Source organism: Maribacter thermophilus (assembly GCF_001020565.1).
GTDB classification, from domain to species: domain Bacteria; phylum Bacteroidota; class Bacteroidia; order Flavobacteriales; family Flavobacteriaceae; genus Maribacter; species Maribacter thermophilus.
The window spans coordinates 1,228,495-1,247,028 of sequence record NZ_LDAS01000001.1; the positions used below are offsets into that span (position 1 = coordinate 1,228,495).

Annotated in this window: 14 protein-coding genes; 6 read left to right on the forward strand and 8 right to left on the reverse strand. The window is 39.0% G+C overall.

Features of this window, described 5'->3' with window-relative positions:
• Nucleotides 1-141: 141 nt before the first annotated feature.
• A complete protein-coding gene (locus tag AB657_RS05375; RefSeq protein WP_047245551.1) occupies nt 142-660 on the forward strand; it encodes a DUF7935 family protein in 519 nt (172 codons plus the stop codon).
• Nucleotides 661-732: 72 nt separating this feature from the next.
• Here AB657_RS05375 and AB657_RS05380 read toward each other — a convergent pair whose 3' ends face one another.
• Nucleotides 733-1,647 carry a patatin-like phospholipase family protein gene (locus tag AB657_RS05380; protein WP_047245552.1) on the reverse strand — a complete coding sequence of 305 codons (915 nt, stop codon included), beginning with the start codon at nt 1,645-1,647 and terminating at the stop codon, nt 733-735.
• Entirely contained in the window at nt 1,644-3,737 is a 2,094-nt protein-coding gene (locus AB657_RS05385; protein ID WP_047245553.1) for a M1 family metallopeptidase, read from the reverse strand. Before AB657_RS05385 ends, AB657_RS05380 begins: the two co-directional genes overlap by 4 nt.
• 80 nt (nt 3,738-3,817) lie before the next feature.
• Between AB657_RS05385 and recG the strand changes: the two genes are divergently transcribed.
• Nucleotides 3,818-5,923, forward strand: coding sequence for an ATP-dependent DNA helicase RecG (gene recG, locus AB657_RS05390; RefSeq protein WP_047245554.1), 2,106 nt, complete (start codon nt 3,818-3,820; stop codon nt 5,921-5,923).
• Here the strand turns inward: recG and ppk2 (AB657_RS05395) are convergent.
• Nucleotides 5,920-6,708 carry a polyphosphate kinase 2 gene (gene ppk2, locus AB657_RS05395; RefSeq protein ID WP_047245555.1) on the reverse strand — a complete coding sequence of 263 codons (789 nt, stop codon included), beginning with the start codon at nt 6,706-6,708 and terminating at the stop codon, nt 5,920-5,922. The two genes, recG and ppk2 (AB657_RS05395), sit on opposite strands and share 4 nt — an antisense overlap.
• A 3-nt stretch (nt 6,709-6,711) precedes the next feature.
• Complete coding sequence (ppk2, locus tag AB657_RS05400; protein ID WP_047245556.1) at nt 6,712-7,560, reverse strand: polyphosphate kinase 2; 849 nt, start codon at nt 7,558-7,560, stop codon at nt 6,712-6,714.
• Nucleotides 7,561-7,798: 238 nt separating this feature from the next.
• Here ppk2 (AB657_RS05400) and leuC point away from each other — a divergent pair, with 238 nt between their 5' ends.
• The 4 genes from leuC (at nt 7,799) to leuB (ending at nt 12,507) form a co-directional block, all read left to right on the forward strand.
• Nucleotides 7,799-9,211, forward strand: coding sequence for a 3-isopropylmalate dehydratase large subunit (leuC, locus tag AB657_RS05405; RefSeq protein ID WP_047245557.1), 1,413 nt, complete (start codon nt 7,799-7,801; stop codon nt 9,209-9,211).
• 89 nt (nt 9,212-9,300) lie between these two features.
• Nucleotides 9,301-9,897 carry a 3-isopropylmalate dehydratase small subunit gene (gene leuD, locus AB657_RS05410; protein WP_047245558.1) on the forward strand — a complete coding sequence of 199 codons (597 nt, stop codon included), beginning with the start codon at nt 9,301-9,303 and terminating at the stop codon, nt 9,895-9,897.
• A gap of 26 nt (nt 9,898-9,923) precedes the next feature.
• Nucleotides 9,924-11,435: an alpha-isopropylmalate synthase regulatory domain-containing protein gene (locus tag AB657_RS05415; RefSeq protein WP_047245559.1), complete on the forward strand. Its 1,512-nt coding sequence runs from the start codon at nt 9,924-9,926 to the stop codon at nt 11,433-11,435.
• A gap of 16 nt (nt 11,436-11,451) precedes the next feature.
• The gene (gene leuB, locus AB657_RS05420; protein ID WP_047245560.1) at nt 11,452-12,507 is read left to right on the forward strand and encodes a 3-isopropylmalate dehydrogenase; all 1,056 of its coding nucleotides are present in this window, start codon (nt 11,452-11,454) and stop codon (nt 12,505-12,507) included.
• Nucleotides 12,508-12,576: 69 nt separating this feature from the next.
• Here the strand turns inward: leuB and AB657_RS05425 are convergent, their stop codons facing one another.
• From AB657_RS05425 to ilvC, 4 genes are all read right to left on the reverse strand, one after another.
• Complete coding sequence (locus AB657_RS05425) at nt 12,577-13,770, reverse strand: MFS transporter (RefSeq protein WP_047245561.1); 1,194 nt, start codon at nt 13,768-13,770, stop codon at nt 12,577-12,579.
• 225 nt (nt 13,771-13,995) lie between these two features.
• Nucleotides 13,996-15,576, reverse strand: coding sequence for an NADP-dependent glyceraldehyde-3-phosphate dehydrogenase (locus AB657_RS05430; RefSeq protein WP_047245562.1), 1,581 nt, complete (start codon nt 15,574-15,576; stop codon nt 13,996-13,998).
• A 146-nt stretch (nt 15,577-15,722) separates the two neighbouring features.
• Nucleotides 15,723-16,973: a threonine ammonia-lyase IlvA gene (ilvA, locus tag AB657_RS05435; RefSeq protein WP_047245563.1), complete on the reverse strand. Its 1,251-nt coding sequence runs from the start codon at nt 16,971-16,973 to the stop codon at nt 15,723-15,725.
• A gap of 82 nt (nt 16,974-17,055) precedes the next feature.
• Nucleotides 17,056-18,531 (reverse strand): ketol-acid reductoisomerase, encoded by a 1,476-nt coding sequence (gene ilvC, locus AB657_RS05440; RefSeq protein ID WP_047245564.1) that lies wholly within the window; start codon nt 18,529-18,531, stop codon nt 17,056-17,058.
• Nucleotides 18,532-18,534 lie beyond the last annotated feature (3 nt).

Below are 18,534 nucleotides of genomic sequence, written 5' to 3' on the forward strand. Positions count from 1 at the left end.
TATTCATATTTCTATCTGATTTGCCTTGATTATAAATAGTCTCTCTCGATAAAAAACAAGTTTCAAGTATTTCATCGATCAAATACTATACTAATTGAAAAATTTGCACGTTCTTATTTCGTAAATAATAAATTAATATAAATGACTTCTGACCAAATTTTCCAATTATTTGCTTATTTATTGCCATCTATCGTTACGGGTGTCATCGCTTTTTACTTTTTTAGGTTGCATACGAATAATGAAGAAGGTAGAAGGCGTTTTCTATTACACAAAGATTCGCAAAAAGACACTTTGCCCATTAGGTTACAGGCTTACGAACGTATGGCCTTGTTTCTTGAGCGTATCTCAATACCCAGTTTAGTGGTTAGGGTAGCTCCCAACACTCAGGACAAGAATGCGTACGAAGCGCTGTTGACAAAGAGTATCGAAACGGAATTTGAGCACAATCTCTCACAACAGATCTACATGTCCGAAGAATGTTGGAACGTAATAAAGGCGGCAAAAAACGCCACGGTACAGATGATTCGAAAAGCAGCTATGAGCGAGGCGGAAACTGCCGATAAATTACGTGAGGACATCTTGAACGAATCAATGGAAAAATCATCCCCATCTACCACCGCCCTATCTTTTGTAAAGAAAGAACTTGGGGAATTGTGGTAAAAACTACCCGTTAAAACTTATTTAATAAAAAATAAAAAAGGGCAACAGAAATAATTTTTGTTGCCCTTTTTATTATTCTTGCGCATTTGGCTCAATGGGATTAGTTTCCTCATTTTTGTTTTTAGCGTACAAATACCCTCTTTTCCACCATTGTGTCATTTTTTTCTTATCAAAGATCAATGAATTAGTGGTCAATATAGTGGGTGTATAATACAGGTTGATGATTGCATTTTTTTGATTGGCGGCAAATTTCCCTATTCTTATGTTCTGTGTTTCTATACGATCAAGAATAAAACTCATCATCGTGGTCAATAGCTCAAAAGGGTTTCTAGAGGGCAATCTGTTTAAATAATTCACCTCTGTGTGTAAAACTACGACATCTACTTCCGTCGCCCCTCTTCTGATCGCTTCTTCTATGGGTACAATACTACCCAACCCCCCATCTGCATATTCGCAGCCATTTTTTCTGGCCAAACTCATAAAGGGTGTATAATTCGCCGAAATCCATATCCAATCACAAAACTCCTCATAAGTACAATCTTTTATGGATTTGTATTCGACTTGATTTAAAGACAGGTTGCTTACGGTAATTACCACATCTGCCATTCCTTCTTTTAGCTTATAGAACTCATCTTCCGTTAAGCTCTCACCAATAAGGCGTCTAAGGTTCTCGCTCTCACCAAAAGTCTTTTTTCCGGCTATAAAATTTTTAATAACATTCCAATGGTTAATAGAAATTTCATCGCTACCATGTTTCCTTCTAACAACAAAGGGGCAATTATTAAAAATACTTTTCTGGTTTACATTGGAATAGATCTCTTTTATCTTATCCAATTCGCCCAAGGCTAAATGTGATATTAAGAGGCTACCCGTAGAGGTTCCCACGAACAAATCGTAGGTTTTGCCCGCTTCTTGTATTAGAAACTGGGCCACACCTCCTGCAAAGGCACCTTTACTTCCACCACCTGAAATGACCAAAGCTTTCATGGTAATTCTATTTTAGTCTTAAGATAACGTAAATCGGACGGTTTTAGTTGCTTCGCTATCTTTTCAATTTGATTTTTTACCGAAACATCAACCAATTGTTGATCCAACAAATTTCTTGCGAAACTTCTAAACTGCCAAGAATGATGGTTGGTGGCAAGGATCAATTGCTTTAAAACATCATTGTTAACGGCCCTTATCTCAAACAAATATTGAAAAGCTGTTTGCCGAACCTCTGTGTTATACTGTGACTTTGAATAGTTTATCAATTCGTTCAAATAATCAATTTTTTCATTATTGTCATACTCCGGTGTTACCAAAGCCAATGTTAGCCATAACAGCCTAACATTTTTGTTCGGCAACCCAACAACTCCTTTCAATTTATCTAAATATACCTTTCTACTTTCTGGAAATGCCACCCACAACTTATACAGCATCGTTTCTTTGGTAATATAACTATCATCTAAAAGTAGCGCTTCGTATGCTGTTTTCAAGACAGGGGAAATTTGGGTAGTCGCCAAGGCAATTGCTTGTCTGATCTCTAAAGAGGCTTCGTTCTCAAATATTTTCTTTAGCGAAACATCGGAAATCTGCCCCAAATAATCCATCAATAATTGTTTTTTATATGGTGTTGGAGATTCCCGATCCCATAACCACATAAGTTTTTCGTCATCTAGAATAATTGTTGAATCTACCTTTTTTTGTATCTCAAAATACTGTTTCAAAGAAGCATTTTTGTTCATAAAAAAACCTTTGACCACCTCTGACGGAAAATCTTTGCCATGTAACCATGTGGCCTCAAAACCCTTTAGATCTTTATTTGAGGTTTTCTTTATTTCCTCTAAAAAATCGGAAACCATGACATTTTTAAATTGGTATTTTTTCAGGTAGTTTCGAATCCCTTTCTTAAATGCCTCGTCCCCTATTTCTTCCCGGAGCATTACCAAAGCCCATGCCCCTTTCTCATAAAAGGTAAGACTATTGGCCTTTGGATCCAAAAGGCTTTGCCCCTTCCCTTTTTCTGAACGCTCCGTTAATTCTTTTGCCGACTCGTATAGTTTCCAAAAAAAATAGTCCTCACCAAAAATTTCATTTTCACACAAATAGGCATAGTAGGTGGCAAAACCCTCGTGCAGCCAATGATGGCCTCCATCTTTCTCGGTGACCAGATTGCCAAACCATTGATGTGCCATTTCATGGGCATTAATTTTTACATAATTTCTGTCCATAAAAGAGGTGCTATCCACTACATAAGTGTCTGAAAAAATGGTAGTGGTCGTATTCTCCATACCGGCATACAAGAAATCATGCACAGGAACTTGTTTATAATTCTGCCATGGGTAAGGCACCCCGATCTCATTTTCTAAAAAGTCAAAAATCTTTTTAGTGTACCTATAAGTTGGTTCTACCTTAGCACTATCTTTTGGATAATAATAGTTTAGAATGGGTATACCACTGGATGAAACAATATTTTGCACTGCATATTCTCCTATGGCAAAAGCGAGTAAATAACTACTCATAGGTTGTTTCATATCAAAATACCATATCCTGTTATTATACGTTCCATTTGTTGCCTTGACCAAGTTTCCATTCGCTACCACCCAGTACTTTTTATGGGTCTCTATTTTCAGGTCAAACTCCACCTTTTCTTGCATATCATCAAAACTTGGCAACCAATAGCTTGTATATTTCCCCTGACCTTGGGTCCAGATCTGTTCGTTGCCCGCCACTTGATCGTCCCAACCCAAAAAATAAACGGTTTGTTTTGGTGTGGCCTCGTATACCACCCTAAGTGTATATGATTCTCCTTTTTTAAATTTGTTATAAACGGTTATTACCTTATTCGACCCTTTATACTTTGCCTGTTTTCCATTAAGCTCCACCTTATTGAAGGTCATGTTCTTTGCATCAAGAAAGACAGAATCTACCTTTTGTTTTATTTCAAAGTTATAGGTCACATCGCCCATAATCGTTTTTGTAACGCCCCTAGGCTTAATAAATATATTAGCATGCACAAAATCTACCTTATCTTGATGCTGACCATAAGTAAAACACAAGGTGCAAAAAACAATAACGTTTAATAATTTCTTCATAAAAAGCAGGGAAAACAGATAGCGTACCAAATTTAATATTTTAGTTTGTTGCAATTGTAGCTATAGCCTATTTTAGTCCTATGAATGCTAATTTTCTACAGACCCCCATTGCTTATTTAAAAGGTGTGGGCCCAAATAGGGCCGAAACCCTGCAATCTGAACTGGGCATTCATGTATATCAAGACTTATTGAACCTTTTTCCGAACAGGTATATAGATAAGACCCAGTATTACAAAATCTCCCAGCTTCAAAAAAGTAATGCCGATGTACAGATCGTGGGTAAAATTGTACATATAAAAACGGTAGAACAAAAAAGGGGAAAAAGACTAGTTGCCAAGTTCATAGACGATACGGGAGAGATGGAATTGGTTTGGTTCAGAGGACAAAAGTGGATCCGCGATAATTTAAAACTAAATACACCTTATGTAATTTTTGGAAAATGCAATTGGTTCAATGGGTTGTTTTCTATGCCCCATCCAGAAATGGAGTTGTTGTCGGACCATAAAAAGGGCTTAAGGCTGCACATGCAACCGGTATACCCTTCTACAGAAAAGTTAAGTAATAAAGGAATATCCAATCGGGTCATCAGCAAATTGATACAACAACTGTTTGTTGAGACAAAAGGTAAATTTTCAGAATCCTTATCAGACGGCTTACGCAATGAGCTAAAGCTTATCTCTAAAAGTGAGGCACTTTTTAACATTCATTTCCCCAAAAACCAAGAGTTGTTGGCGAAGGCTCAATTCCGTTTAAAATTCGAAGAGCTTTTTTACCTGCAAATGCAGCTTATAGCAAAGAATATGTTGCATAAGCAAAAGATCAAAGGGTTCAATTTTGATCAAGTGGGAGTGCTATTCAATGATTTTTATGCCAATAAACTGCCTTTTGAATTGACCAATGCCCAAAAAAGGGTCATTAAAGAAATTAGGGCCGATTTGGGAAGCAACGCCCAAATGAACAGGTTGCTACAAGGTGATGTCGGCTCTGGAAAGACCATCGTAGCGGTAATGACCATGCTATTAGCTATTGACAATGGGTTTCAGGCTTGCCTAATGGCCCCTACAGAAATTTTGGCGAACCAACATTTTAATGGAATTTCGGCACTTTTAAAAGATACGGGTATTACCTGTCAACTTCTTACCGGTTCGGTAAAGAAATCTGCAAGAAAGCCTATTCATGAACAACTTGAAAATGGAGAGCTACATATTTTAATAGGCACACATGCCCTATTGGAAGACAAGGTCAAATTCAAAAACCTTGGGTTGGCCATTATTGATGAGCAACACCGCTTTGGCGTGGCCCAACGTTCTAAACTATGGCATAAGAACGAGTACCCCCCACATATTTTGGTAATGACGGCAACGCCCATTCCCAGAACCTTGGCCATGAGCCTGTATGGGGATTTGGATATATCCGTAATAGACGAACTTCCCCCTGGTAGAAAACCGATCAAGACCGTACATAGATATGATACAAATCGTTTAAAAGTATTCCGATTTATAAGGGACGAGATTAAAAAGGGACGACAAGTTTATGTGGTATACCCATTAATTCAAGAATCGGAAGCACTGGACTACAAAGACTTAATGGACGGTTACGAAAGCATTGTGCGAGATTTTCCCCAACCGGAGTTCCAAATTTCTATAGTACACGGTAAAATGAAACCTGCGGACAAAGATTATGAAATGGAACGTTTTGTGAAGGGCGAAACCCAGATCATGGTAGCCACAACGGTTATAGAAGTAGGTGTAAACGTGCCTAATGCCTCTGTTATGATCATTGAAAGTGCCGAACGTTTTGGACTTTCGCAACTACATCAACTTCGCGGTCGTGTAGGCCGTGGTGCGGATCAAAGTTATTGCATTTTAATGACCGGCCATAAGTTATCTTCCGAGGCCAAAACAAGAATGGAGACCATGGTCGCTACCAATGACGGATTTGAAATCGCAGAAGTTGATTTAAAATTAAGGGGACCGGGCGACCTTATGGGAACCCAACAGAGTGGAATGTTGAATCTGAAGATCGCCGACATCGTAAAGGACAACAACATACTAAAATCTGCGAGGTACCATGCAATAAAGCTTTTAAAGGATGATCCTTCCCTGAAAAAACCTGAAAACCAAATTATCAGGCATACATATGCCCAGTTGACCAAGTATAAGAATATCTGGAATTATATAAGTTAAGCCTGATCCTCATAAGGTATAACATCCAATAAGTGATTAATAGCGGCAATTCTTGCTGTTAGTTTATGATTTCCCTCTATAACTATCCAAGGCGCCATTTCTGTATTCGTTTCTTCAAACATTCTTTTTTTATAACGGGTATACTCATCCCACAATTCTTGCGCCTTACGATCAACATCGGTCATTTTCCACCTTTTTAACGGACTCTTTTTTATTTCTTCAAATCGTCTTTTTTGCTCTTCTTTCGTTATGGAGAAATAAAACTTTACCAAGTAAGTACCCGACTGTAAAAGCATTTTCTCAAAATCATTTACCTGAGACATAAATATCTCATACTCTTCTTGGGTACAAAAGTTGTTCACAGGTTCTACCACCGCCCGGTTATACCAACTACGGTCAAAAAAAACCATTTCACCAGGTTTGGGCAAATGATTTATATAACGCTGAAAAAACCACTGTTCTTTTTCATCGCTGTTGGGTTTGTTCAAAGCCACTATCTTAAAATGCCTCGGATTTATATATTCCGTTATCCTTCTTATAGCCCCGCCTTTGCCCGCTGCATCCCTGCCTTCAAAAAGAACGACCACTTTTTGATTGGTGTTGATCACCCAATTTTGAAGCTTAATAAGCTCTTCTTGCGCCTTCTTTAATTTAATGGTATGCTTAGTGTTCTCCAGAGCTTTGTCTACATTTACCTTTTTATTTTTCAATAAAGCATAAAGGCCTATTTTACTGTTCAAAAGATCTATCTCTTCCGTTGTGGGTATATTTTTTTTCTTCTCCATTTTTTAAATATCAATTTGAACGGCACTTCGATGGTAACGTGTAACTATATCTGGATCTGGCAACAAATTTATGCCGGACTCTCCTTTACGATCGTAATCGAACTGAGATAGCACATAGCGCATACTTTCAAGTCTGGCCCGTTTTTTATTGTTAGCCTTTACAATTATCCATGGACAAAAATTTGTATGGGTCTTACTGAACATCTGTTCTTTGTAATAGGTATAATCGTCCCATAATTGTTGCCCCTTCATATCCACTGGACTAAATTTCCACCTTTTTAATGGATTGCCTAACCTATCATCAAACCTTTTTTTCTGTTCTTCCTTAGATATTGAAAACCAAAATTTAATTATTTTCAAATCATCCTCATATAAAAGGTGCTCAAATTCAGGAACCTGAACCATAAACTTTTTATACTGTTTCTGGGTACAAAACCCCATTACCGGTTCTACCACGGCCCGATTATACCAACTACGATCAAAAAAGACTATTTCTTTTGGGTTGGGCAAGACCTTGATATACCGTCTAAAATACCACTGCCCCTTTTCTTCGTCGGTAGGTTTGGTCAAAGCCACCACTCTGGACGTACGAGGATTTAAATGTTCTTTAAAACGTTTAATAGACCCACCCTTGCCCGCTGCGTCCCTACCTTCAAAAATGATGGCTACTCGCATTTCATTTTTTGCTATCCACTTTTGTAAATTGACAAATTCGGACTGTAATTTTTCTAGTTCACTTTCGTACTTGATCTTGTTTATGACCTTGGATATGGATACTTTCTTCTTCTTCGCCAACTTGATCAGCTCGCTCCTTGTCTTTATATTTTTTAAATCTTCATACTCTAATCTCATATTTAAGTAATTTTAATTCTAAACAACAAACAATGCATGTAGATTTAATTATTTGTAGGTTAGATATGTAAAAATCGCAACATCACGCAACAATAAAAATAATTTAAACCTATAGAACTACCATGTGATAGTTGTTCTAAATTTGATTTTAGTGTTTTGAACATCGTAATTTGGAAATGTGTACATTTCCAAAAAAGGGGTGTTTTTAATAGATTTGTTACTTTAGATAAGAAAGAATATGAGCGCAAAGAAAACTTTATTTGACAAAGTGTGGGATTCCCACGTAGTACATAAAATACAAGATGGGCCAGATGTCTTGTTTATTGATAGGCACATGGTACACGAAGTTACCAGTCCGGTAGCATTTTTAGGATTGAAAAACAGAAATATCCCTGTAATGCATCCTGAAAAAACATTTGCGACCGCTGACCATAATACACCTACCATAAACCAACATTTACCTGTAAAAGACCCTCTTTCTGCCAACCAGTTGAAAATGCTCGAGGAAAATGCCAATGAATATGGTATTTCTTATTGGGGCTTGGGTCATGAAAAAAATGGAATCGTACATGTTGTCGGTCCTGAATATGGTATTACACAACCGGGTGCCACAATTGTTTGTGGAGACTCTCACACCTCTACCCATGGCGCTTTCGGTGCCATCGCTTTTGGTATAGGTACTTCTGAGGTAGAAATGGTTTTGGCCACCCAATGTATTATGCAGCCGAAACCAAAAAAAATGCGTATCAATATTAATGGCTCACTAAGCAAAGGAGTTACCCCTAAAGATGTGGCATTGTTCATTATTTCTCAATTGACCACCTCTGGTGCTACGGGATATTTCGTAGAATATGCCGGAGAAATCTTTAGAAACATGAGCATGGAAGGCCGTATGACGGTTTGTAACCTAAGTATTGAAATGGGTGCCCGTGGTGGTATGATAGCCCCTGATGAAAAAACATTCGAATATGTGAAAGGTCGCGAATTTACACCTAAAGGTGCAGATTGGGACAAAGCAATGGCATATTGGGAAACCTTGTACACAGATGAAGGTGCCGAGTTTGATAAAGAGTTGACTTTTGACGGTTCTAAGATAGAACCAATGATTACCTACGGTACAAACCCAGGAATGGGTATGGGAATTTCCAACGACATTCCCAAGGCCAATGAAATACAAGGAGGCGTTTCTTCTTATCAAAAATCCTTGAAATATATGGATTTCAACGAAGGCGAAAGTATGATGGGCAAACCTATCGATTTTGTTTTCTTGGGAAGTTGTACCAATGGTCGTATTGAAGACTTTAGAGCCTTTGCCTCTATTGTTAAAGGAAGAAAAAAGGCAGATAATGTTACCGCGTGGTTGGTTCCTGGTTCTCATAAAGTAGAAGCGGCAATCAAGGAAGAAGGTATTCTGGATATTTTAACGGAAGCAGGATTTGAGTTGCGCGAACCAGGGTGCTCTGCTTGTTTGGCAATGAACGATGATAAGGTTCCTGCCGGAAAATTGGCCGTTAGTACCTCTAACAGAAACTTTGAAGGTAGACAAGGTCCTGGATCTAGAACCATTTTGGCAAGTCCGTTAGTGGCAGCAGCAGCAGCGGTTACTGGAAAAGTAACCGACCCTAGAGAACTAATGGTAGAGTTCGCATAGACGATTGTCCAAAAAAAGAAAAATCGCCTAAAGCATAACATTAAAACCAAAAGCTATTCGATCAATAGCGACAAGTAAAAAAGATAAAAATGGCATACGATAAATTCAATATATTAACTTCTACAGCAGTTCCATTACCGATAGAAAATGTTGATACCGATCAAATAATACCGGCGCGTTTTCTTAAAGCCACCGAAAGAAAAGGTTTTGGAGACAATTTGTTCAGGGATTGGAGGTACAACCAAGACAATACCCTAAAAGAGGACTTTGTTCTAAACCAAGAAAAATACACCGGCAAAATATTGGTCGGCGGAAAGAACTTTGGTTCTGGATCTTCACGAGAACATGCCGCATGGGCCATATACGATTACGGATTCAGATGTGTGGTCTCCAGTTTTTTTGCAGATATATTCAGAAACAATTGTTTAAATATTGGAGTGCTTCCTGTACAGGTAAGTGCTGAATTTTTGCAAAAAATATTCGATGCGGTAGAAACAGATCCAAAAACGGAATTGGAAGTTGATCTACCGGAACAAAAAATAACTTTATTGGCTACAGGGGAATCTGAATCCTTTGATATCAACAGTTATAAGAAAAACAATATGTTGAACGGTTTCGACGATATCGACTATTTACTGAACATAAAAAAAGATATCGAAACCTTTGCTTCTAACACTCCTTTATAATCCTATTTCCGGTTTACGGCTATAAAATGAAAAGAAAGTTGGAAATAATGGATACCACCCTTAGGGATGGTGAACAGACTTCTGGGGTATCGTTTTCAGCATCTGAAAAATTGACGCTGGCGAAACTTCTATTAGAAGAATTGAAAGTAGACCGTATAGAAGTTGCTTCTGCCAGGGTATCGGAAGGTGAGCTACTGGCCGTGCAACAGATTACCCAATGGGCCGAGGCGAACAATCACTTGGACAAGGTAGAGGTACTGACCTTTGTAGATGGTGGTGTTTCGTTGGAATGGATGGCCAAGGCCGGTGCCATTTCGCAAAATTTGCTAACAAAAGGTTCTTTGAACCATTTGACGCATCAATTAAAGAAAACTCCAGAACAGCATTTTAAGGAAATATCGGAAACCTTTAACGCCGCAGATAAACAAGGTATTATCAATAATATATATCTTGAGGACTGGAGCAATGGTATGCGTAATTCCAAAAGTTATGTTTTTGACTTCTTGGAGTTTCTTGCGACCCAACCTATAAAGAGAATACTTTTACCGGATACACTGGGGGTACTTACGTATCAAGAAACCTACGATTTTATATCTGAAATCGTAGAAAAATATCCCCATTTGCATTTTGACTTTCATGGTCATAACGACTATGATCTAGGGGTTGCCAATATTATGGAAGCCGTAAAGGCCGGTTGCCATGGATTGCACCTTACGGTAAATGGCATGGGAGAACGTGCAGGCAATGCCCCAATGGCCAGTGCCATTGCTGTTATTAACGACTTTTTGCCAGAAATAGAGATCAACCTTAATGAAAAGGCACTATACAAAGTAAGCAAGTTGGTATCCGCTTTTACGGGAATAAGCATCCCCGCCAACAAACCAATTGTTGGTGAAAATGTGTTTACCCAAACTGCTGGTATTCATGCCGACGGTGACAACAAGAACAATCTATATTTCAGCAATCTAATGCCCGAACGTTTTGGTAGAAAACGTAAATATGCACTTGGCAAGATGTCCGGTAAAGCCAATATTCAAAAGAACCTTCAAGAGCTTGGTCTTACCCTTAACGATGACGAACTTAAAAAAGTAACCGCTAGGATCATTGAGCTTGGAGACAAAAAGGAAAGAGTCACCAAAGATGATCTACCCTATATTATTTCCGATGTTCTAGATACAGATTTTCAACAAAAGGTTTTTGTAAAGTCCTATGTACTGACACATTCAAAGGGATTAAAACCTTCCACTACCCTATCTTTGGAAATAGATGGTAAAACTTATGAGGAAAATGCATCGGGAGACGGACAGTACGATGCTTTTATGAACGCCTTGAGAAAAATATACAAATCCCAAAACATGACATTGCCACGTTTAACGGACTATGCAGTAAGAATTCCTCCCGGAAGTGCTTCAGACGCATTGTGCGAAACGGTAATTACCTGGGATATTGAGGGAAAGGAGTTTACATCTCGTGGATTGGATTCTGACCAAACGGTATCGGCCATAAAGGCCACCGAAAAAATGCTTAATATTATTTAGAAAATATAATACAATAATGAAACTAAACATTGCACTTTTAGCAGGAGACGGAATAGGCCCTGAAGTAATTGATCAAGCAGTTAAGGTCTGTGATGCAATTGCCAATAAATATAATCATGATATAACCTGGAAACCGGCCTTAACAGGTGCGGCCGCCATTGATGCCGTTGGAGAACCATACCCAGATGAAACACATGAGATTTGCGTAAATGCCGATGCCGTTCTTTTTGGGGCCATTGGTCACCCGAGGTTCGATAACGACCCTTCGGCAAAAGTACGCCCAGAACAAGGCTTGCTAAAAATGAGGCAAAAATTAGGTCTTTTTGCCAATGTGAGACCTACCTTTACCTTTCCTTCCTTAATAGATAAATCTCCTTTAAAACGTGAACGTATAGAAGGAACCGATTTAATTATTCTTCGTGAATTGACCGGTGGAGTATATTTTGGGGAACGCGGAAGAAAAGATGATGGCAATACAGCTTTTGATACCATGACCTACACCCGTACAGAAATACAACGTTTGGCAAAAAAAGGTTTTGAAATGGCTATGGGCCGTTCTAAACGTCTTTGCTGTGTAGATAAGGCCAATGTATTGGAATCTTCGCGCTTATGGAGAGAAACGGTACAGGCCATGGAAAAAGAATACCCAGAAGTAGAAGTTACCTATGAATTTGTAGATGCGGTAGCCATGAGATTGGTACAATGGCCAAAAGGATATGACGTAATCATCACCGAAAATCTTTTTGGAGATATCTTGACCGACGAGGCCTCGGTTATTTCTGGATCTATGGGGCTAATGCCTTCAGCTTCTATAGGCGAAAAAGCAAAATTATACGAACCTATTCACGGTTCTTACCCACAGGCCGCAGGAAAAGACATTGCCAACCCATTGGCCACCGTACTTTCGGCTGCTATGCTTTTTGAGGATTTTGGACTACAGAAAGAAGCGGATGACATTCGCCGAGTAGTAAATAAATCTTTAGCAGAAGGCGTGGTTACAGAAGACCTTTCCGAAGATGCCAAATCATATAAGACCAGTGAGGTCGGTGATTGGTTGGCCAAAAATATATAATGGAACTTATTGGTCCGAAAAAAAGCCCGATGTAAAACATCGGGCTTTTTCTTATAATCATTTTAACAACTAGAGAGCCAATTTTCTGTACTTGGCAGCCTTTTGCCTTCGGTACAACAAAATAGATATGGCAAGAACTACGCCACAACTAGCTAATACGGCCCCTGCCAAACTGGAGTATACCACATCGTACCCAAAAACCATTGGCAATCCGGCCAAATAAGCTCCGGAAGCATTTCCCATATTAAATGCACTTTGGTTCATCGACGAGCCTAGCATTTCCGATCCCTTTGCCGTGTTTATAATTGCCATTTGAATAGGGGTTGAAACAGTAAACGAAACCACACCGATCACAAAGGTAAATGCCAACAATAAATAAGGATTGGTCGCAATAACAACATTAAGCACCAAGATTACGGACATAACGGAAAGGCTTATGATAACAGCCTTGAGCGGGAAAAATATTTCGGCCATCTTGGCCCCTATAAAATTACCTACGACCATCCCCAGACCGGCAAGCATCATAGCATAACTCACAAAATTCTCACTTAATCCGGCTACATCGGTGATTAATGGTGATATATAACTATACCAAGCAAAAAATCCACCCGTACCAATAGTCGTCAATGCGATCATGGCCCACAGTTCCTTATTCTTAAGTCCTTCTAATATTTTAACCTGTGGAGTTTCCTTGGAAGCTTCTATTCTTGGCATCCATAAATACACGGTCAGCATAGCCAATACACCTACGGCGCCCACCATAAAAAAGGATGTTCCCCAACTAAATTGTTGTCCAATATAAGTACCGATTGGCACACCTATAACATTTGCTATCGTTAAACCTGAAAACATAATGGCAATAGCTTGTGCCGATTTTCCTTTTTTAGCAAGTTTCATAGCCACTACGGCACCAATACCAAAAAAGGCACCATGTGGAATTCCCGAAAAGAAACGCAACAGCAATAAACTGGTATAATTGGTCGCCAACCCAGAAAGGGTATTAAAAACGGTAAACCATACCATTAGTAAGAACAACATTTTCTTTGGCGACAGTTTAGACCCCATACTTGTTAATAAAGGAGCTCCAACAACCACCCCACAAGCATAGGCGGCAATAAAGTGCCCTGCTTCAGATATGCTAATTTGCAATGCATTTGAAACTTCGCTTAAAATGCCCATTATCACAAATTCAGTAAGACCAATTCCAAAACCTCCTATAGCCAAGGCCAGTAATGCTTTTTTATTTGATGGTTCTATTTTCATAACATCTTATTTTATCATGGTATTATGTAACCATGTTGAAATACAGGGCAAAGTTATAGACGAATAATTGGATGTATAGTTCGTTTATTAACTAATTTATGTTGAATATTAACCTTAAGTGTTAGTTTTAGGTTAATTATGGTTAAAATCACATATATAATAAAGTACCAAACAAAAAGACCGAAACTAATCAGTTTCGGTCCCTATATATGAATTAAAGATCTATTATAAAATATAATCGGTACTTACAAAGTTCGACAATTTGGATTCCAACAACTGCTGTATCGTCTCGGTATTAAGGTCATTGTCCTTGAATGCAACAAAAGTTCGTATAGAAAATGATCGCAGGGCATCATGTACACTTAAAGTTGATTGTGCTGAATCTTTTCTACCAGTAAAAGGGTACACATCTGGACCACGTTGACATGAGCTGTTAAGGTTAACACGGCATACAAGATTCACCAATGTATCTATCAATGGAGACAACGTATACACATCTTTTCCAAAAAGACTTACCTGTTGGCCATAGTTACTTTCTGCCATATCGTCTAATGGCTCCTCTATATCAGAAAACGAAAGTATGGGTACCACGGGACCGAACTGTTCTTCTTGATATACACGCATCTCTTTGTTCACGGGATATAAGACTGCAGGCCATATGTAATTATCGTAACGTTGGCCACCCTTTTTATTCTTGATTTTCGCCCCTTTTTCCAATGCATCATCTATGAGCTCTTGAATATAATCCGGTTTTCCTGGCTCTGGAAGCGGTGTTAACTTTACGCCTTCATCCCATGGATTTCCAAATTTGAGCTCATCTACCCGTTTTGTATATCGTTTTATAAACTCATCTTTAATATCCTCATGCACATAGATTACTTTTAAAGCGGTACATCGTTGCCCATTAAAAGACAAGGTGCCTGCGATACACTCATCGATGGTCAGGTCCAAATCGGCATCAGGAAGTACAATAGCCGGGTTTTTTGCCTCCAACCCCAAGACCAATCGCAACCTATTGCTTTTAGGGTGTTGTTCTTGTAATGCATTGGCCGATTTACTGTTTCCTATAAGGGCAAGTACGTCTACTTTACCTGTTTGCATAATAGGGGATGCCACGGCCCTTCCCCTACCAAAAAGAATATTCACTACCCCTTTTGGGAAACTACTTTTAAAAGCTTCCAATAAAGGCGTAATTAATAAAACACCATGCTTCGCAGGCTTAAAAATGGTAGTATTTCCCATAATAATGGCGGGAATAAGCAAGGCAAAAGTTTCGTTGAGGGGGTAATTATACGGACCAAGACAAAGAACCACCCCTAAAGGTCCTCTTTTTATATGGGCATAGACACCATCGTTCTTTTGAAAGTTGGCCGAATTTCTATCCAATTGTTTATACTCCTCAATAGTATCATTGATATAATCTACGGTTCGATCAAATTCCTTTTGGCTATCCGGCAATGATTTTCCAATTTCCCACATCAAAAGTTTTACGATTATTTCTCGCTTGGTCTTCATTTGACGTACAAAATTCTCCATACATTCTATACGGTCCTTTACATGCATGGTCGGCCATAGCCCTTGGCCTCTGTTGTATGCGTTCATGGCGGCATCCAAGGCCTCCATAGCTTCTGGTTCTCCCATATCTGGAATACTACCAAGCAGTGTAGGTTGGTATTCCTCTGTAGAGGATATCGTTGAAAACACTTCTGTGGTGTTGCCCTTCCATGTTTTCAATTCACCATTTACCAAGTATTGTCTTTGATCTATAGTTTCTTTTATTTGATATTCTTCAGGTATTGTCTTCATTTTTAAAATGGTTTAGTGTCTTAGTTTACCCTAAGCCAACATAATTATAACTAAAATACATAATTAACGAATTAGTGTTGGTTACGGGAAAATTAAATAAAAGCGGTAAATCTATTTTTAATAAAAAAGGTGGAAAATGTGTGACATTACACCAAATATTGAAACAAGTCCGGTTTATCGTTTAGGTAATCCCCATAAAAATTATTGTTTTTCATACGTTGGATCAATGGCCCAAGATCATCGGGAGTCTTTAATTCTACCCCAACAATGGCAGGGGCATTCTCCCTACTTGATTTTTTAGAGTACTCAAAATGTGTAATATCGTCGTCGGGGCCTAAAATTTCGGCCACGAATTGTTTTAATGCTCCAGGTCGTTGCGGAAATCGAACAATAAAATAATGTTTTAGTTTACCATAAAGCAATGCTCTTTCCTTTATTTCTGCCGTTCGCGTAATATCATTATTACTTCCACTAAGCACACAAACAACATTCTTCCCCTTAATTTCCTCAGAAAACATATCCAACGCCGTAATGGTCAATGCACCTGCAGGTTCTACCACGATAGCATCTCTGTTATAAAGATCAAGAATTGTTTGGCATACTTTACCTTCGGCCACCGTTACCATATCATGAAGCCCGCATTTACAGATTTCAAAAGTGAGGTCCCCTACTTTTTGGACAGCAGCACCATCGATAAACTTGTCTATTTTAGAAAGCTCGGTGTTCTTATTATTATCTATAGAGGTTTTCATGGACGGAGCACCCGCCGGCTCTACCCCTATGATTTTGGTGTGGGGTGACAATTCTTTAATAACCCCTATAAGGCCAGAAGCCAATCCACCACCTCCAATGGCAACGAATATATAATCTATAGGTTCTTTAAATTGGCTCAAAAGTTCTAAACCTACCGTACCCTGCCCTTCTATCACCTTGGGATCGTCAAAAGGGTGAATAAAGGTTTTATGGTTGTCTTCGCAAAATCTTTTGGCACTTTTAGAGGAATCATCGAACGTATCTCCCTCCAATATAACGCTCACCCATTCACCTCCAAACATTTTTGTCTGTTCCACTTTCTGTTTTGGAGTAACGGAAGGCATGTATACCGTACCTTTTATTTTTAAATGGTTACAGGCAAAAGCTACGCCTTGGGCATGGTTGCCAGCACTGGCACAGACAATTCCATTGGTACGTTCTTCTTCTGAAAGTGAGCTTATTTTATTAAAAGCTCCCCTAATTTTATAGGAGCGAACCCTGTGCAGGTCTTCCCTTTTAAGGAGTACGTTGGCACCATAGGTCTTAGATAGCCTAATACTGGGCATGAGCGGAGTTTCCTCAGCTACCTGAGCTATGGTTTTAGCCGCTTTTTTTATATCTTCTATGTTCGGAAAATAATTCATAACAAAAGCCCTGTCGTGTATTTAGTGTTTTTTCATCAAAACGTTCTAAAAAAAACCCGACAGGGCCAAATTTCTATAATATTTATACAATAGGCTTCATAGCCGTCATGGAAGCACGAAGTCTTGCTCCGACTATCTCTACAGGATGCTCGCGAAGTACTTTGTTCACGGCTATAAGTTTAGCGTTATCAACGCCGTTGTCTTTACCTTCACCATATTTTTTTCCAATAACGTCCGTATCTATTTTTTTCATGAAATCGGCCAATAGAGGCTTACAGGCATGATCGAACAAGTAACAACCATACTCTGCTGTATCGGAAATCACACGGTTCATTTCAAACAATTTTTTTCTTGCGATCGTATTGGCGATCAACGGAGTCTCGTGCAATGATTCGTAGTAAGCAGACTCACCTATAATACCTGATTCCGTCATACTTTCATAAGCCAATTCTACACCAGCTCTAACCATGGCTATCATTAAAACACCATTGTCATAAAATTCCTGTTCGGATATTTCCACATCGCCAGCTGGAGTTTTCTCAAAAGCGGTCTCTCCGGTCTCTGCACGCCATGTCAATAGATTTTTATCGTCATTGGCCCAGTCCTCCATCATTGTTTTAGAAAAATGACCGGTCATAATATCGTCCATATGCTTTTGAAAAAGTGGACGCATAATTTCCTTCAATTCTTCTGAAAGTTCAAATGCCTTTATTTTGGCAGGATTCGACAAACGATCCATCATGTTGGTAATACCGCCATATTTCATTCCTTCCGTAATGGTTTCCCATCCATATTGGATCAGTTTTGAGGCATAACCTGGATCAATACCTTTTTCGATCATTTTATCGAAACAAAGGATACTTCCGGTTTGCAACAATCCACATAAAATGGTCTGTTCTCCCATTAAATCCGATTTTACCTCGGCCACAAAGGAAGATTCCAACACACCTGCTTTATGTCCGCCAGTACCTGCTGCATATGCTTTGGCCTGCTCCAACCCCTTGCCTTCGGGATCGTTCTCTGGATGCACGGCAATCAATGTTGGTACCCCAAATCCTCTTTTATACTCCTCACGTACTTCAGAACCGGGACTCTTTGGTGCTACCATAATAACGGTAAGGTCTTTACGGATCTGTGTACCTTCTTCTACAATATTGAAACCGTGTGAGTAAGACAAGGTAGCTCCTTTTTTCATTAACGGCATAACCGCGCCTACTACGGCGGTATGCTGCTTGTCCGGTGTAAGGTTAATTACTAAATCGGCACTGGGTATCAATTCGTCGTATGTACCCACGGTAAACCCGTTCTCGGTAGCATTTATATAAGACTGCCTTTTTTCTTTAATTGCAGCGTCTCGCAAGGCATATGAAATATCAAGACCAGAATCTCTCATATTTAAACCTTGGTTTAAACCTTGAGCTCCACACCCTACGATAACTATCTTCTTTCCTTTTAAGGCAGTCACACCATCAGAGAACTCCGAAGGGTCCATAAACCTACATTGTCCCAATTGCTTCAGTTTGTCTCTTAATGATAGCGTATTAAAATAATTAGCCATTTT